At 61.6% G+C, this 16,839-nt stretch carries 14 protein-coding genes; 4 read left to right on the top strand and 10 right to left on the bottom strand.

What is annotated here, in order from left to right:
- Positions 1 to 95: 95 nt before the first annotated feature.
- Both CKW37_RS15565 and CKW37_RS15560 read left to right on the top strand, forming a co-directional pair.
- Positions 96 to 1,835: a CocE/NonD family hydrolase gene (locus CKW37_RS15565; protein WP_095156594.1), complete on the top strand. Its 1,740-nt coding sequence runs from the start codon at positions 96 to 98 to the stop codon at positions 1,833 to 1,835.
- A 53-nt stretch (positions 1,836 to 1,888) separates the two neighbouring features.
- Complete coding sequence (locus CKW37_RS15560; protein WP_095156593.1) at positions 1,889 to 4,150, top strand: CocE/NonD family hydrolase; 2,262 nt, start codon at positions 1,889 to 1,891, stop codon at positions 4,148 to 4,150.
- A 43-nt stretch (positions 4,151 to 4,193) separates the two neighbouring features.
- Here CKW37_RS15560 and CKW37_RS15555 read toward each other — a convergent pair whose 3' ends face one another.
- A complete protein-coding gene (locus CKW37_RS15555; RefSeq protein ID WP_256587765.1) occupies positions 4,194 to 4,895 on the bottom strand; it encodes a TetR family transcriptional regulator in 702 nt (233 codons plus the stop codon).
- A 64-nt stretch (positions 4,896 to 4,959) separates the two neighbouring features.
- Here CKW37_RS15555 and CKW37_RS15550 point away from each other — a divergent pair, with 64 nt between their 5' ends.
- Both CKW37_RS15550 and CKW37_RS15545 read left to right on the top strand, forming a co-directional pair.
- Positions 4,960 to 7,263, top strand: coding sequence for a CocE/NonD family hydrolase (locus CKW37_RS15550; protein ID WP_095156591.1), 2,304 nt, complete (start codon positions 4,960 to 4,962; stop codon positions 7,261 to 7,263).
- A gap of 74 nt (positions 7,264 to 7,337) precedes the next feature.
- A complete protein-coding gene (locus CKW37_RS15545; protein ID WP_095156590.1) occupies positions 7,338 to 7,895 on the top strand; it encodes a nuclear transport factor 2 family protein in 558 nt (185 codons plus the stop codon).
- A gap of 44 nt (positions 7,896 to 7,939) precedes the next feature.
- Here CKW37_RS15545 and CKW37_RS15540 read toward each other — a convergent pair whose 3' ends face one another.
- The 9 genes from CKW37_RS15540 to CKW37_RS15500 all read right to left on the bottom strand — a co-directional run bounded on the left by CKW37_RS15540 (position 7,940) and on the right by CKW37_RS15500 (position 16,835).
- The gene (locus CKW37_RS15540; RefSeq protein WP_095156589.1) at positions 7,940 to 8,893 is read right to left on the bottom strand and encodes a LysR family transcriptional regulator; all 954 of its coding nucleotides are present in this window, start codon (positions 8,891 to 8,893) and stop codon (positions 7,940 to 7,942) included.
- Positions 8,886 to 9,884, bottom strand: coding sequence for a LysR family transcriptional regulator (locus CKW37_RS15535; protein ID WP_095156588.1), 999 nt, complete (start codon positions 9,882 to 9,884; stop codon positions 8,886 to 8,888). Before CKW37_RS15535 ends, CKW37_RS15540 begins: the two co-directional genes overlap by 8 nt.
- A 96-nt stretch (positions 9,885 to 9,980) precedes the next feature.
- Positions 9,981 to 10,856 carry an SMP-30/gluconolactonase/LRE family protein gene (locus CKW37_RS15530; protein ID WP_095156587.1) on the bottom strand — a complete coding sequence of 292 codons (876 nt, stop codon included), beginning with the start codon at positions 10,854 to 10,856 and terminating at the stop codon, positions 9,981 to 9,983.
- A 75-nt stretch (positions 10,857 to 10,931) separates the two neighbouring features.
- Positions 10,932 to 11,423 carry a VOC family protein gene (locus CKW37_RS15525; RefSeq protein WP_095156586.1) on the bottom strand — a complete coding sequence of 164 codons (492 nt, stop codon included), beginning with the start codon at positions 11,421 to 11,423 and terminating at the stop codon, positions 10,932 to 10,934.
- Positions 11,424 to 11,438: 15 nt separating this feature from the next.
- Positions 11,439 to 11,798, bottom strand: a complete 360-nt coding sequence (locus CKW37_RS15520; RefSeq protein WP_177454428.1) for a DUF4286 family protein — start codon at positions 11,796 to 11,798, stop codon at positions 11,439 to 11,441.
- Positions 11,799 to 11,918: 120 nt separating this feature from the next.
- Positions 11,919 to 12,446 carry a nuclear transport factor 2 family protein gene (locus tag CKW37_RS15515; protein ID WP_095156584.1) on the bottom strand — a complete coding sequence of 176 codons (528 nt, stop codon included), beginning with the start codon at positions 12,444 to 12,446 and terminating at the stop codon, positions 11,919 to 11,921.
- A gap of 65 nt (positions 12,447 to 12,511) precedes the next feature.
- Positions 12,512 to 12,985, bottom strand: coding sequence for a VOC family protein (locus tag CKW37_RS15510; RefSeq protein WP_095156583.1), 474 nt, complete (start codon positions 12,983 to 12,985; stop codon positions 12,512 to 12,514).
- Between the two features lie 50 nt (positions 12,986 to 13,035).
- Complete coding sequence (locus CKW37_RS15505; RefSeq protein ID WP_095156582.1) at positions 13,036 to 14,370, bottom strand: MFS transporter; 1,335 nt, start codon at positions 14,368 to 14,370, stop codon at positions 13,036 to 13,038.
- Positions 14,367 to 16,835: an RND family transporter gene (locus tag CKW37_RS15500; RefSeq protein ID WP_095156581.1), complete on the bottom strand. Its 2,469-nt coding sequence runs from the start codon at positions 16,833 to 16,835 to the stop codon at positions 14,367 to 14,369. The genes CKW37_RS15505 and CKW37_RS15500 overlap by 4 nt, the downstream gene beginning before the upstream one ends.
- Positions 16,836 to 16,839 lie beyond the last annotated feature (4 nt).

Here is a 16,839-nt window from a genome sequence, read left to right as displayed (position 1 = left end):
GCCATATTCACATATATCAACGCATGTTGATTAATTTATTTTGCCGCCGTACCTTAGGCCAGTCGGTCCTAACCAAAAACAAGAAAGGAGCAAGCATGAGTGACTGCCAGAAGCTGTTCGTGCCGTCCCACCCGCTACCGGCGGCCAGAACCGGTTTGTTCACCGCATTCGAACCTGGTACCCGAACGCTGAAGGCGGGTTTCCAGGTCGCGCCGCCATTTCGGCCCTTGCCTGTCGATATCGTTTTCGAGAAAGACGTGGCCGTCACCTTGCGCGACGGCGTGACTATCTATGTTGATGTGTTCCGCCCTGCCGGCACCGAGCAGGTGCCGGTGATCGTGGCGTGGAGTCCCTATGGCAAAGGCCAGGGCACGTCCGCCAGCGTCATGGGGGTATTTGGTCTGGTCGGGCTGAGCAATTCGGTTGTCTCGGGGCTGGCCAAGTTCGAAGCGCCGGACCCGGCCTACTGGTGCGCCCAGGGATATGCCATCTGCAACCCTGACGTGCGTGGTGGCGTGGATTCCGAAGGTGACAGCGTGCTGTGGGACCGCCAGGAAGGCCGTGACTGCCACGACCTGATCGAGTGGCTCGCCGAACAATCCTGGTGCACCGGCAAAGTCGGCATGAGCGGCACCTCGTATCTGGCGGTGTCGCAGTGGTTTACCGCCGCCGAGCAGCCCAAACACCTGGCAGCGATAAACCCTTGGGAAGGTGTCAGCGATGTTTACCGCGATCTGGTGATGCGCGGCGGCATGCCTGACGTCGGCTTCGCTGGCCTCCTTCAGAACGGCAGCTTCTTCGGCAAGAACCAGAAAGAAGACATTCTGTCCGAGGCGCAGCGCTACCCGCTGATAAACCCGTTGTGGGCCGACAAGATTCCCGAATTCGACCGCATCACCGTGCCCGCCTTCGTCGTGGCCAGTTACTCCAACACGCTGCACACCGCCGGCACGTTCCGCGGCTGGCGGCGCATCGCATCAGCAGACAAATGGCTGCGCATTCACAACAGCCAGGAATGGCCTGACTACTACGACGAAGCGAACGTCGAAGACCTGCGGCGCTTCTTCGACCGCTACCTCAAGGACGTGGATAACGGCTGGGAACAGACGCCACGGGTGCGCTACGCGGTTCATGACTTCCAGGGCGGTGACCGGCTCAATGTGCCGGCAGAGGCATTCCCGCCCAAGGAAGTGGTTTCGACCAAGCTGTACCTCGATGGCGGCGCACGCACCCTGAGCCCGACTGCACCCGGTGCCGAGGTGCCGGCAACGTATGACGTCGGCGCCAATCCGGATGTGGTGTCCTTCATCGCCCGCTTCGACCAGGAAACCGTGATGGTGGGCTATCCCAAGGCGCACCTGTGGGTCGAAGCCCGCGGTGCCGACGACATGGATCTTTTTGTGCTGATCCAGAAACTCGACAAATTCGGCACCCCGCTCCAGCAATTCACCGCGCCCAACCAGAGCGCCAGGATTCACGATCTCACCGACCACGGCGCCACGGTGCTGCGCTACAAGGGCTCTGATGGCCGCCTGCGCGTATCGACTCGCCACCTCGATGAAGTGCTGACAACCGATGACGTGCCCGCGCATACCTTCGACCGCGTCGAGACGCTTTCGCCGGGTGAAATCGTGGCCATCGAGATCGACCTGCTTCCGCTCGGCTGGGCGTTCCACCCAGGTGAACAACTGCGCTTCATCATCAGCTCGCGGAACCTCTCCGGTACGCTGATGCCGGGCATTGCTGAATACACCGGCGCCAACAACGGGCAGCACGTTATCCACACCGGCGGGCGCTATACCTCGTATCTGCAACTGCCGATCCTGGCGGGTTGACGACTCCGGCACTGCAACCCTCTCCTCTCACGCGCATGTTTCACGGACTACCCATGACCAAGTCTTCTGCACCCATTTCGGGTCCTGTTTTGACCGGTGTGTTCGCCGGCCCGATCGTCGGTCTCAAATACCGCACGCCCACCTTGTCTGGCGTGACCTCGGACAAGGGCGAATTTCAATACCGCGCCGACGAGGCCATCAGCTTCATGGTTGGCGGCATCGTTCTGGGCGCCGTAGAGGCGGCGCCACGCTTGAACCTGGCCCAACTGGCCAACCGCGTAGACGGCAAGATCGACAAGCTGCTGGATCCTTCGGTGACCAATATGGCCCGCTTCGTCCATACCCTGGACCAGCAAGGCAATATCGAGTCGGGAGTCACCATCGCACCCCAGGTGCATGAGCTGATCGGCGCCACCCCGATCAACTTCAGCCCGCCCGTCATGCCCATGGGCCAAGGCGGCCCCGCCGGATTTGCCAACGACCCGACCCTGCAGCACATCCTCGAAACGCTGAACGCCACCCCGGGCGTATTCACCGCCAGAACGCCGCGCACCCTGTGCGACGCCGCCACCAGCCGCAACGAGCTGCGCCGCAACATTCGCGGCATCGTGAAGATGACCGATGTGCGCATTCCGCTGCGCGATGGGTCCTATGTCTGTGCCGACGTTTTCCGCCCGGCAGCCGAGGGCCAGTACCCGATCGTCATGAGCAAAGGCTTCTACGGCAAAAGCTTCTATCACGACTGTATTTGCAACGAAGCCGACGTCATCCGCAAAGAAGAGATGGAGGACCGCTATTTCTCCGGCAACCCGGATGGCGCCCAGTATGAAAACCACGAGACCGTCGACACCTCGGTCTGGGTCCCGGAAGGCTACGTGTGTATCCGCGTCGATGCCCGCGGCGTGTGCAAGAGCCCGGGCCTGCAAGCGCCGTTCAGCGTGCAGGAGGCCGAAGACTATTACGACGCCATCGAATGGGCCGGCACCCAGCCGTGGTCCAACGGCAATGTCGGTTTGTGGGGCATGTCGTACCTGGCCATGGCCCAGCACAACGTTGCCAGCCTGCAGCCGTCCCACCTGAAAGCGATGATCGCCCAAGGCACCGACGCCGATATCTACAACGAGGCGCTGTACGGCGGTGGCATCTTCGGTTCCGGGTTCTGGAACTGGTGGTGGAAGATCTGGTCCGGCAACAACCACTGCGGCGAGCGCCCCGAGACCGACTGGATGGCCCGTGTGCTGGCCACGCCATTCAACGACATCAACGCCTACGGCCCGCACGGCAGCATCTTCATGCGCCCGGACATGAGCAAGGCCACTGCGCCGGTCTGGATCGTCGGGCCTCAGGTAGGCGCCATCATTCACCAGTTGGGCAGCAGCGAAACCTTCATTCGTTCCACCGCAGCCAAGGCGCGCAAGTTCGACTTCACCGACGCGTGGTTCCCCGGCTCGTACAGCAACAAGTCGCTCGCCGAACACATGCGTTACTTCGATTACTGGCTCAAGGGTATCGACAACGGCGTAATGGACGAAGCACCGGTGCGGGTGCAAGTCCGTACCGGCAACGGTGCCCATTTCGTCCTGCACGAGCAGGAATGGCCGATTACGCGAACCCAATACCGCCGCTGGTATCTCGACGCCCGACCTTCGGCCTGGCAGAAAGACCCGCGCCGCCCGGATGTGCTGCGCATCATCGAGACCGTGCCCAGCGCGAACGCCAGCGCCGAATACGACGCGCACCTGGACCTTGGCACCCCGACCCTCGCGCCCGGCGGTTCCACTGACGGCACGCCGCGCTGGTCAACCGGCGTCTCGTTTGTCAGCGAACCGATGAGCGAAGACATGGTGCTCGCGGGTTATATGAAAGTGGGTCTGTGGGTTGCATCGAGCAGCGCGGACATGGACGCGTTCGTGTCACTGCGGGTGCTGGATGAGCAGGGTCAGGAGATTCGCTACGAGTCCGTAGTGCTTCCAGTGGACCCGGTACACATTCACCCGGTCGGCCACGGCCTGTTGAAGGTCTCGCGGCGCAAGCTCGACAGCGAACGCTCTACCGCTTACTGGCCTGTTCATACCCACCTGGAGAAAGACTGCGCGCCGCTGCACAGCGACGAAATCGTGCCGATCGAAGTCGGCCTCAACCCTAGTACAGCGTTGATCCGCAAAGGTCATCGGTTGCTGGTGGATATCCAGCCTTATGCGCCCGCAGGCGTTCCCGTCCGCGCCTATGACAAGAGCTATCACGTCGATGCAGTGAACCGGATCTACACCGGCCCGCAACACCCGAGCTATCTGCAGATACCTGTGGTGCCTTGAACGCTGACCGACTGGCTGATCTGCGCACCGCAACGGGCGCAGATCAGCCAGTCGGCAGCAGCGTCTGCTGGATCGCCGGGGCAAGCGTCGTGACCAAGGTCTCCCGCTGCGCCTCGGCGAGCACCGGCACACCGATGATTTGCCTGCCCGTCAGCACCCCCACCAGCATGGATAACGCCAGACCAGCCCGCAGCCGGGCATTCGGCCCGAGCGTTTCGGTGCCGCCCGTTGCCAGCCTGGATTCGATGTAGTCGCGCAGATGATCGCGCGCCTGCTCATTCACCATCGCGTTTCTTAGCATCGCCATCAGCGGCTCCGATTCCTCGGGTTCCCCCTCCCAGGCCTTGAAGAAAGCCCGAACAACGCGCTCGCCCAACTGCTCGTCCGCGCCCTCGAACACCTCGCCGAGCTTCTCCAGCGCCGATTGCGGAATGTTCATCACGGCGGCGAAAAGCCCGTCTTTCGAACGAAAAAACTGCATCACCATCGACACGTCGACCCCCGCATCTGCGGCCACCCGACGCATCGTCGTCGCGGTGAAGCCATCGTTGGCGAAACGCGCGCGCGCGGCGTCGAGCACCGCCTGCCGGCTGCTGACCGAACCTGATCGCCGTCCTGGCCCGCGCGTCACGACCTTCCTTGGTGCTGTTTCCTTGTCGCCTGTCATCGCTCTTGCAACCTGCGGTTGTTGGTTGGTCAGCAGCTTATATAATTTTCTCAACGAATGTTGAGTTAATTTCTTCAAGCTCCTACACTCGCGTCGCTGCTCCCACGGAACACCAAGATCTGCACAACAAGAGGACCTCGTCATGAGCGATACCCCGCAGACGTTTCAGCGCACGCTACGCACCGGTATTTTTTCCGGCCCGGTTGCCGGCTTGAAATACCAGACCCCCAGCCTTGCCGGAATCACTACTGAAAAGGGCGAGTTCCAATACCGTGAGGGCGAGCGCATCGCCTTTCTGGTTGGCAACACATCAATCGGCTCGGCTATCGGCGCCCCGCACATCAACCTGGCAGATATCGTCAGCCGCGTAGACGGCAATATCAGCAAGCTGCTCGATGCCGGGTTGACCAACATTGCACGATTCGTCTGCTCGCTTGACCGCGACGGTGATCTGAACGGTGGCATCAACATCGACCCGGCCGTACACGACATCATCGGCAAACACCGGATCAACTTCCGCCACGATATTTCCTTTGCCGGCCTGGCCCTGAACCCAGCCCTCGAGTTCGAACAAGACCCCTTGATCGCCACCCTGCTCGCCGAACTTTCGGCAGCGGGCTTGTTTACCGAGCGCACACCGCGCGAGCTGTGCACCGCGGCGACGGCGCGAAATGAAGTACGGCGCAATATCCTCGGAATCCTGCGTTTCAAGGACGTGAAGATTCCGCTGAAGAACGGCCTGCACGTGTACGCGGATGTCTTCCGCCCGGCCAAGGACGGGCAGTTCCCGGTGATCATGAACTGCGGTCCTTACGGCCGTGCGTTCTATCACCACTCGATCGCCGACGATGCCGATTTTGCCGCCCACGAAGAGATGGAAGAGCGCTATTTCCATGGCAACCCCGAGGGGCAAGTGTTCGAAAACCACGAAACGGCAAACACCGTGGACTGGGTGCCCCACGACTACGTGCTGGTGCGTGTCGATGGCCCGGGCTCAGGCAAGAACCCTGGCACACTCGCACCTTTTGGCATCGAGACCGCCGAGGCGTTTCGCGATGCGATCGATTGGGCCGGGGTGCAGAGCTGGTGCAACGGCAACGTCGGCCTGTGGGGTATGTCGTACTACGCGATGAGCCAACACGCCGCCGCGAGCCTGCAACCGCGGCATCTGAAAGCAATGATCGCCATCGGCACCGATGTCGATCTGTACGACGAAGTGGCGTACACCGGCGGGATTCTCAACGAAGAGTTCTTCACTCACTGGTACAAGGCGGGCGTCCTCGCGGCCGTATGCGGCGAGCCCAATGCCGTCGACTTTATCGGCCTGCTCAAAGCAACCCCCTTCAGGGACGCCGACACCACGACCGCATTCGGCCCCCGCTCCACGATTCTGATGAGTCCGGACATGAGCAAGGTCAAGGTGCCGCTCTGGACCGTGGCCTGCACCACCCATATGGCGCATTTCCACCAGCTTGGCAGCAGCGAGGCGTACCTGGCGACGAACACCACGGCCAAGAAAATAGACTTCTGGGAAGACTGGTTTACCAAGCCCTACTCACGAAGCGCCATCGCCGACCATCGCGCGTTCTTCGATCATTGGTTAAAGGGTATCGACAACGGCATCATGGACACGCCGCCGGTGCGCCTGGAGATTCGCAGTGGCAACGGCGCCTCTTACCTGCAAGAGGAACAGGAATGGCCGATCGCCAGGACGACCTACCCGCGCTGGTACTTCGACGCCTCGCCCTCGGACTGGCAAGGCGATGCCTACCGCACTGACTTCCTGCGCCTGTTGCCGACGCCGCCCGCGACCGATGCCCAAGCGCGCTACTCCGCCGAGATTCCCCTGGACCTGCGCATGGGCATTGCGCCCTGCTTCCTGCCAGTCAAGCCGCCGTCGGTCCTGGAAATCTGGAAAACCGGCATCGCGTTCATCAGCGAGCCATTGACCGAGGACATGGTGTTCGCCGGCTACGGCAAAGCCCGCGTGTGGGTCTCATCCAGCAGCGCGGACATGGACATCTACCTGAGCCTGCGGGTCCTCGACGAAAACGGCCAGGAAGTCGACTACGCCGGGCCGACCACCATGGGCATGAACGTCCCCAACTATCCCCTCGCCAAGGGCTGGCTGAAGGCGTCGCACCGCACGATCGATACGGCGCGCTCGACCCACTACACCGTCAAGCACACCCACCGCCGGGCAGACCATGCACCGCTGAAAAGCGATGAAGTGGTGCCGGTCGAGATCGAGATCATTCCGAACACCGCGTTGCTCCGCAAAGGCTACCGCCTGCGCGTGGATATCCAGCCGTTCGACGGCGTCGATCACGGCCCTCGTCATGGCTATGACGCCGGCTACCACGACGGCGCGTGGAACACGGTCTACACCGGGCCGGACCGCCCGGGCTTTATCCAGCTTCCGATCGTTCCGGCCAAGGACGTGTGAAACCGGCTACTTGCTGCCCCATGCCCCTCAGTCAAACCCTGCAAAACCAATAACAACGAGTCCAGGAGATTGCCATGACCCTAGAAGAACTTGCCGCGCGCACCGAAATTCACGATGTGCTGCTGCGCTACTGCCGCGGCCTCGACCGCATCGACATGTCGCTGGTGCGCGGCGCCTTCCATAAAGATGCCTATATCCACTTCCCTGAGAGCCTGCATGTCGGCGGCGCCGAAGGATTCTTCCAGTTTCTGACCGACGAAATGCCCCGCTTCAATCGAACCCAGCATTTTCTCGGAAACAGCCTGATCGAATTCGACGGGCCGGAAATCGCCTTTGTCGAAACCTACCTGCAGGCCGATCACGCCGCCTCCGAGCGGCATCACTGGAAAGGCGAGACGGTCAAGTTGTGGGCGCGCTATTTCGATCGCTTCGAACGCCGCGACGGGGTCTGGCTGATTGCCGAACGCCGGCTGATGGTCGACTTGATGTACCGCTATCCCGACAAGGAAAACTGGTTCGACGATCACCCCGATGCGTCCGGCAGCCCGCGTGACGGCACCGACCGCGTGCTGCGCAAGGTCGCTGGTTTTTCGGGTAGCCCGATGGCGGAGAAATCACTGAAAGACGCCTGATCCCAGTGGGAGCGAGCAAGCTCGCTCCCACTGGTTGTGGCTAATCAATAGGTCCCCGACTGAAACGCACTCAACCGCTGTATGTGCTCCTCGGTAATGCCCCGAATCGTCTCGATGACTTCCAGCATCAGCGGCGACGGGGTCGAGCGTGGCGGTTGAACCAACAACAATTCCAGCGTCAGGCCCGCGCCGGAAAACGGGTTGAGTTTGAAATCCCGCTCTGCCGGGCTGGCATTGAAGCTGTGAACGAATAGCAACCCCGGAAGAATCGCCATCCATTCGCTTTGCCTAATCAGGTCAAGCGTCGCCAACACCGCATCGAGCTGGTAGCAAGGCCCCGGTCCCGAGCCGGGATCCACCGGCGTACCGATCCACTGCGCATGCTCGCGGCTGTCGGGGGCCAGAAGCTTGAGGCCGACCAACTTGTCGAAGTCGATGACCTGACCATGTTCGAAGCCGCCGCTGTGGTTATTGGCCGAGACCAGGAACGCTGGCGTGGCGGCAAACACCGTCGTGGCCAAATCCGTAGGGGGCTCGGAAATCGAAGGGATGATGGCAAAGTCCAGTTCATTCGCCCGCACCATGTCGATCAGCATATTGCTCGGAGCGTCGATCACGGCGATGGAGGCGTTCGGGTTATGTTCCATCAGGCGCAAGTAGGCTGGCGCAAGCTGGTGGCTCGCCAGCGTAGGCGTTACGCCAAAACGGACTTCCCCTCCAAGGCCACGCTCGAAGGTATCCAGCGACTGAAGTGCCTTGGCGTTGGCTGCCAGCACCTGCAGGCAGTGCCCATAGAACACCGTGCCTGCCGCCGTGGGTTCGACGATTTTCTGCCGGTCGAACAACTGCACGCCGAGCAGCTCTTCAATCTGCTTTATATGCTGGGAAATACCTGACTGTGTGGCGAATTCGCGGGCCGCCGCTGCGGTGAACGAGCGCGTCTCATACACCGCCACGAACATCTGTATCTCGCGCAAGCCGGGCAACGAATCATTCATGGTCTTTGCGCTCTTCAAGGACAAAGGGCTGGCCCATACTCGGCATCTGCACGCCGTAAGCGATCTGGATGGGGATGGCGTTGATTTCCTCGGTGGCCTTGCGCAACACCGCGATGAAGTTCTGCGCCACCCGGGACAGCGGTTTACGTGCGGGCTCCACCAGCAGCATGTCGTCCCAGAGGATGGGGTCGGCCAGCGGGTTGAGGGTGAACCTGCGGCGGCGCAGGTCATCGGCGATAAACAACCCGGAAATGATCGCGGACCAGTGACTGGAACGCACCAGGTCCATGGCGCCGAGCATGGACTCGAACCCGCCGAGCCGCTGCACGATCGGCACCTTGTGATCGACCAGATACTGTTCCAGCAGCGGCCGCCGGCCAACGGGCAGGACCAGGTGCAGGTCGTTCATTTCGCGCAAACGCACCGGTTTGCAGTGCGGCAAGCCCGAGTTCGGGGAAGACACCAGGAACGCCGGAGTCCGGGTGAACAACGAAGTCCCGAGGCCCCCCGCTCCACCGGTTCCGCCGGCATCGTTGGACATCCGCTGGGTGATGGCGAAATCCAGCATGCCGCGCCGCACGGCCGTCGCCAGCACGCTGCCAGCGCCTTCCGTCAACTGCACAGAGACATTCGGATAAGCCGCTTCGAAGGCTCGTAGCGCGCGGCTGAAGACCGAGCGGGTCATGGTCGGAATCATGCCGACGCGGACAACGCCGTCGGACGGCTCCGCACGGCGGCCGACCGCGTTGCATGCGTGCTCGTGCAGACGCAGCAACTGCACGCATTCCTGGTAGTAGGCATGGCCCGCCGGCGTCGGGATGATCGCCCGGTCCCGGGCGAACAGGCGCACACCCAGTTGGGTTTCCAACTGCCGCACATGCGCCGAAACGCCGGACTGGCCCAAACCCTCGCGGCTGGCTGCCACGGTGAAGGAGCCTTCCTCGTAAACCGCTACGAACATGCGGATGTGCATCAACTTCGGGAGCATCATGCGCTGGGTCGTCTCTTATTATTTCTTGCCAATGAAATCAGCAAAACGCAGAAATTTTCGATTCTATCCAGATCGCAAATGGCTTGCCAGATACGCCTAACCGGCAAAGCGCGGCTCGGGCAAGCCTCTGACACCCAGGCCACGAACGGCAAACAGGCTTCCGCGCATCTGGTTGTCGCCGGGGTAGCGAGGCAAAGGCGGCCTGGCCATGGAGGTGACGTACAGAATGTCCAGCTCCGGCCCGCCGAAGGCAACGCTGGTGACCTTCTTTACCGGCATTTCGATGACGCGGTCGAGGCTGCCATCCGGCGCGAAGCGGCACAGCTTGCCGGCATAAACCTGGGCGTTCCAAAGGAACCCCTCGGCATCGACCGTTGATCCATCGGTTGCCGTCGTCGGCGTGAAGCCTGCGTTGGTAAAGGTGCGGCGGTTGGCGATGGCGCCGGTGTCGAGATCGTAGTCATACGCCCAGATTTCCCCGGAGAAGGTGTCCGAGAAATAGAACGTCGAGCCATCGGGGCTCCAGCACGGGCCGTTGGAGATCGCAAAGCCCGCGTCCAGCCGGTGCACCGACAAGTCGGGGTCGAGGCGGAACAGCGTGCCGTCGGCAAAGCCTTCGCGGGTGTCCATGCTGCCGAAGACGAAGCGGCCGCGGGCGTCCACCTTGCCGTCATTCAAGCGGTTATACGGCTTGTCGGCTTCGGGGTGGGCGATCAGTTGGGTGTCGCCGGTCTCGAAGTCGAGCAGGTGCAAGCCCGAGCCCAGCGCAACCACCGCGCCGCCGCCCTGACGCAGCGCCATCGACCCTATGCTGTCGGGCATCTCCCAGGTGCGAAGCTCGCGGCCGTCGGCGGTACAGCGAAACACGCGACCGCCGACCACGTCGATCCAGTACAAGCGTTGCTCCTGCACGTCCCACAAAGGACCTTCACCGATGGTTGTCTTTACATCAACCAGCACATCGATCTGCATAGTGTCTCCCGGACTCTTTTGAACTGGATTGGGCGATCCGAGCAACGCTGAACCGCGCTATCGAACTGAACGGCTTCAGGCTTTGGGTGGTTCGGCAATGGTGATGAACACGCCGAACGGATCGCGGAAGCTGAACCAGGTCATGCTCAGGTTGCCGCCAGGCTTGCGAATGATGATGTCCTTCGGCGGGCACACCACTTCAACGCCGGGGTATTCGGAAATCTTCCCGAAGGCTTCGTGTGCACTGTCGACCAGCAGCGCCAGGCGGGTGATGCCGACCTGATTCATCAGTTCATAAGGCCCGGTATCCACCAGGGTGGCCGGTTTGGTGTACTCGATCAGGTTGATTTCGGTGGCTGTGCGCGGGTCTGCACCTGCGGTCAGGATGTGGTGCGCGTAGATGCTGATTTCATCTTCGGCGAACCCCAGCAGCGGGCCGTCCGCTTCATCGGTGCGGGTTTCGAAGGTCGAGACGAAGCCCAATACATCGCGGTAGAACTTCAGGGCCTCGTCAACATCGGGGACGGTAATGCAGACATGCAATAGTTTCTTGATCAATGCGCTCATTTCAATGGCGTCCTTTTATACATTCCAGGCGTTGGTGAGGTTGTAGCGGGTTGCCCACTGGACGTCGTACACCTTGTCGCCCCAAGTGCTCTCTTTGTCTTCGCCAGCTTCTGTGCGCGCCGGACTATTCATCCAGCCGTCGAACTTCGCCTGGTTTTCGAATTCATAGATCGTCAGGTACGTCGGGCACGGCTGAGTCACCGTACCGACGTGATAGGTTTCTTGTGCCAACTTGAAGCGGGTAACTTTCTTGACGAAATCACCTTTCAACAACATGGGCACATGAATATCGTCGTACCACCGATTAAACTTCTCTTCCTGTTCCGCCGGGCAATTGATGCCCACCGTCCAAATCACTGTCTGGCCGCTCATCATTGAAACTCCCGCTGGACATTGCTGATTCAACAAACCGCCAGCAATACGCGATTTTTGGAAAAAGGACACCGCAGACCACTTCTCGATAAACAACGGAAGTGGCCCGGAGTTGTCATTGGCTTACTGGTTCCGGGCGAGCGCCTCGAAGAAACGGATGTTGCCTTGCTCGCGGTGGCTACGCAGCGTGTGGGTGGTCATCACCGGGTGCTGTTCGTAGGCCGGCTCTGGCACCAGCGGGTTGCCGGTCCAGGAAATCAGTCGGCATACGCGGCTGCTGATGCGCCAGCCCTTGTCGGTGCGCACCAGCACATCGTCGTACCAGCCACGGCCGACCCAGTCCGGGCCGCCCTGGGCGGAGTCGCGGGAGAGCAGCCAGTCGCCGTAGGTCAGGGCGTAGGCGGTGTCGCCTTCAACGTGAACGCAAGAGCCGGTCATGGTGTGCATGTGGTTGGTCAGTGTTTCGTGAAAGTCCTTGAAGGCGAACTTCAGCGCGCCCACCGACTTCCATACCGCGCCCGCCGGACCGAAGTCGGCATGGGCGTCTTCGGTGAAGACGTCGTCCAGCAGGTCCCAGGCGTGGCTATCAAGCGCGACGCCATAGAGGTTAATGACTTCAATGATTTCGGATTTATCTTGTGTGACGCTCATTTGAAAAGCTCCGGTCTGCCAGAGTAAGAAAAACGCACCCAGTCGACACTAGTACAGGGCCGTCGTTACTTGCAATATTCAATAACTTCGAGAATGTTGTCGAAGGGGTCCTTGAAGGTCAGGATCTTGAACTTGCCACCGGTTGGCGCAATAACCACTTGGGGTTCGCAGAGGAACACGATATCGCCACGCGCCTTGAGTTTCTGGTGAATTGCGTCGGTATCGTCCACGCCGAAGGCCATGCGGTTGATACCGGCGTGGTTCAGCGGCGCAGCCGGGTTCTTGTTGACCACGGTCTTTGGCTCGACAAATTCGATCAGGTCGATAACGGTGGCGTTTTCCTTGTCCTTGCCGACCAGGTGATCGGCATGGATTTCAATGATCTGGCCTGGGAAACCGAGAATTTCGCCCGGCGCTCTTTCACCGCGCAACTTGCCAATGGATTCCAGGCCAAGCACACCGCAATAGAACTCCAGTGCGGCATCGATATTGGCAACGGTGATACAGACGTGGAACAGACGATTGATATAGCGATCCATGGTAAAGCCTCTTTTTTCAGGTTGTACTGCAAGTTGATGTAACGTTCCGGTTATTCCGCCAGCGTTTCTTTAACCAGCAGAAATGCCACCAGCGCGAGCAAGGCCGGCGCGGCCATGCACACCAGAATGAGGGGGACGCTGACGCCCGCGGCGAGCATGAACCCGGCAATGGCGGGGCCAACGATCGGGCCGACCCGGCCTATGGCGTAGATCACGCCCATGGCCGTCGAACGAAAACTCAAGGGATACAGCGAGCCGACATAGGGCAGGAGAATGCAGGTCGCGCCCATGGCCGCGAAGCCGGCGAAAAACATGCAGACCAAGGCGCCCAGCGGGTTCTGGATGACACCGATCAGTGAAATCGACACAAACAGAACCGGCATGTAGAGACAGAACACCGTGCGGTAGCCCATCCGGTCGGCCATCCATCCGGCCAGCGGGGTGGAGATGAAATTGCTGCAGGTGAACACCAGGATGAAGCTGATGCCGGTGGTCATCGAATAGCCGCGCTGGACCATCAGTTGCGCGATCCAGGTGGTCAGGGTGACGGCGATCATCATGATGCAGAGCATCCCGACGCCCAGGAACAGCGTGTTCCGTGCGTAGCCGCCCTGAAACAGGCTTTTCAGCGGCACCTTGGCGGCTGGAGCCTCGTTCAACACGTACTCGTCGCTATCGGCGAGGGCAAACCGAGGGTTGGCGTCTTGCAGAATCTGGCGGATGCGTGGGCGGTTGCCCTTCTTCACCAGGATCGACATCGATTCCGGCAGCCACGCCGCCGCAAACGGCACCAGCAGAATCCCGACGAAGGTGCCGAGCAATATCGCGCGCCAGCCGAAGTTGCCGAGCAGCGCCATCGCCAACACGGCAGACACCAGCACGCCAACCGAGATGCCCGTATAGGACACACTCGACGCCATCGCCTTCCACTTGCCCGGTGTGTATTCGAACACCAGCGCCACGGCGATGGGCACAATGCCGGCCAGGCCGAAACCGGCGATGACACGGTAGAGGGCAAAGTCGACGATGCCCTGAGCCAGGCCGCAGGCGGCGGTGAAGGTGATGAACACCGCCAAGCCGATAAGCATCATCCGCTTGCGCCCGACGGCATCAGCCGCCACGCCGAACACGATAGCGCCAACCACGGCGCCCATATGCCCGACGCTGGCGAGGATCCCCGCCTCGGCCGGGCCCATCTTCATGTCCGCCATGATGGCCGGCAGCAAGGTGCCGAACAGCGCGCTGTCGATGCCGTCGAAGACGATCGCCAGGAAGCAGATCACTGCCACCCGCACGCTGAACGCGTTGAAGGTGCCACCTTCAATCACCTGGGTGACGTTCACTTGAGGTCTGCCGGCAATTGCCGCGGTGGTGAGATCAGTCATGGCATGCACTTCCCGAATACCAATTGTTCAGTCTGGACAGGAGTGTTCAAGGCCGGCTCGTCGGGCTGTACCTCGCTCACTTCGACGCACTCGGCCTGCGTGGCTGCGGGCAACAGAAAACGCGCCAGGGCCGGTATCAACACCAGAGCACCGAGCATGTTCCAGAGGAACATGAAGGCCAGCAGCAGCCCCATGTCGGCCTGGAACTTGATGCTGGAGAAGTGCCAGGTCGCTACCGCTGCCGCCAGCGTCACGCCGGTCAACAGCACTACCCGACCGGTGAATTGCAGCGCCGTGGCGTAGGCCTGTTTCAAGCTGGCGCCGGCGCGCATCCGGGCCAGGGTCACGCTCAGGACATACAGCGCGTAGTCAACGCCGATGCCCACGCCAAGGGCGATCACCGGCAGGGTCGCGACTTTCACGCCCATGCCCAGCACCACCATCAACGCCTCGGCCAGAACGGAGGTGAGCATCAGCGGCAGCATGGCCACCAGCACCGCGCGCCAGGAGCGGAAAGTGATGAAGCACAGCAGCGCCACCGCCCCGTAGACCAGGAACAGCATCTGGTACCAGGCCTTGTGCACGACGATGTTGGTGGTGGCGTCAATCCCCGCCGAGCCGGCCGCGAGCAGGAAGGTCGCGTCCTTGTCGTTGTTTTCCGCCGCAAAGCGCTCGACCCGGTCGACCACTTGCTGCAGCGTCTCGGCGCGGTGGTCGCGCAGGTAGGCGTACACCGTCAGCAGGTTGCACTCTTCGTTGTACAACTCGCGCGGCGCCCGGGCGGTGATGGTGTTGAGCATGCTCTGGTTGCCCGGCAGGTCGTACCACAGCGGGCTGCCTTCGTTCATGCCGACCATCAGGCGCCGTTGCAGGCGAGCGATCGACTGGGTCGACTCCACGCCCGGCAGGTCCATCAAGGCCCATTCGAGCTGGTCGACTCGGCGCAGCACGCCGTACTGGCTGCACGCGCCGTCGGGGGTCTTGACCATGACCGCGAACAGGTCGTTGCTGGCGCCGTAGTGGGTGGTCAGGTAGCTCACATCGCGGTTGTAGCGCGAGTCGGCCTGCAGTTCCGGCGCGCCGGGGTCGAGGTCGCCGACTTTCAGTTGGGTGCCGACCGCGATCCCCGCCACCGCCAGAACGGCCGCCACCGCGATGGCCAGCGTGGCCCGGCGGGTTTCGGTGAAGCGCACCAGCCAGACGAAGAACCCGTTGCTCTCCCCCGCCGCCGTGGCCGCTTCACTGCGCACAGCACGCTCGGCGGCTTTGCGGCTGACGCCGACGTAGCTCAACAGCACCGGCAGCAGGATCAGGTTGGAGATCACCAGGACCAGCACGCCCAGGCTGGCAGCGGTGGCCAGTTCGCGGATCACCGGGATATCGATCATCAGCAACACGGCGAAGCCCACGGCGTCAGCCAGCAGCGCAGTCAGGCCGGCCAGGAACAGGCGCCGGAAGGTGTAGCGTGCGGCAACGTAGCGGTGGGTACCGCGGCCGATGTCCTGGAGGATACCGTTCATTTTCTGCGCGCCATGGCTGATGCCGATCGCGAAAATCAGGAAAGGCACCAGCATCGAATACGGGTTCAGCGAATACCCCAGCAGCGGCAGCAGCCCCAGTTGCCAGAGCACGCCCGTCAGCGAAGTGATCACCACCAGCGCGGTGCTGATCGCGTCGCGGTTGTACAGGAACACCATCCCGGCACAAATGATCAGGGCGATGAAGAAGAACCCGATCACCTCCTGCATGCCATCCATGAGGTCGCCCGACAGCTTGGCAAAGCCGGTGATATGCAGGGCCACCTGGTCGCTGCCGAACCTGGCGCGCAGTTCTTCGAGTTGCGCGGACAGCGCCGCATAGTCCAGTGGCTGGCCGGACGCATCACGCTCCAGCAGCGGCACCTGCAACACCGTGGAGCCGCCATCGGCCGCGACCAACTGGCCAATCTCGCCGGAGCGCTGCACGTTCATGCGCAGCGCCTCGAGCTTGGCGGGCGAGCCGTCGTAATGGTCGGGAATCACCTGGCCACCGTCGAGGCCATCCTCGGTCACCGCAGTCCAGCGGACGTTGGGGGTCCACAGCGACTTCATGAACGGCCGGTCCACGCCCGGCAGCATGAACACCGCGTCGTTGATCTGGCGAAGGGTGTCGATATAGGCGGCGTTGTAGATGTTGCCCTGGCGCGCCTCGACAGCGATGCGGATCGAGTTGCCGAGGCCGGTGAGTTCTTTCTTGTTATCCAGGTAGTTGGTGATGTACGGGTGGTTGGTGGGAATCGTCTTCTCGAAACTGGCATTGAGCTTGAGGCTCAAGGCACTGATGCCGAGCATCACCGTAACCAGCACGCACAGCAGCAGCACCAGCTTGCGATGGTTGAAAACAGCGCGTTCGAGTGCGGAACCCGAGCGCGGGTCGAAGTCTTCGAGCCGGCAAGCTGCGGGCTCGGGTGAGGTCACTGTAGTCATGGCG

This window comes from Pseudomonas sp. Irchel 3E13 (genome assembly GCF_900187455.1).
GTDB lineage: Bacteria > Pseudomonadota > Gammaproteobacteria > Pseudomonadales > Pseudomonadaceae > Aquipseudomonas.
Note: the sequence above shows the minus strand (reverse complement) of the source record. Positions and strands in the feature narration are given on the sequence as shown.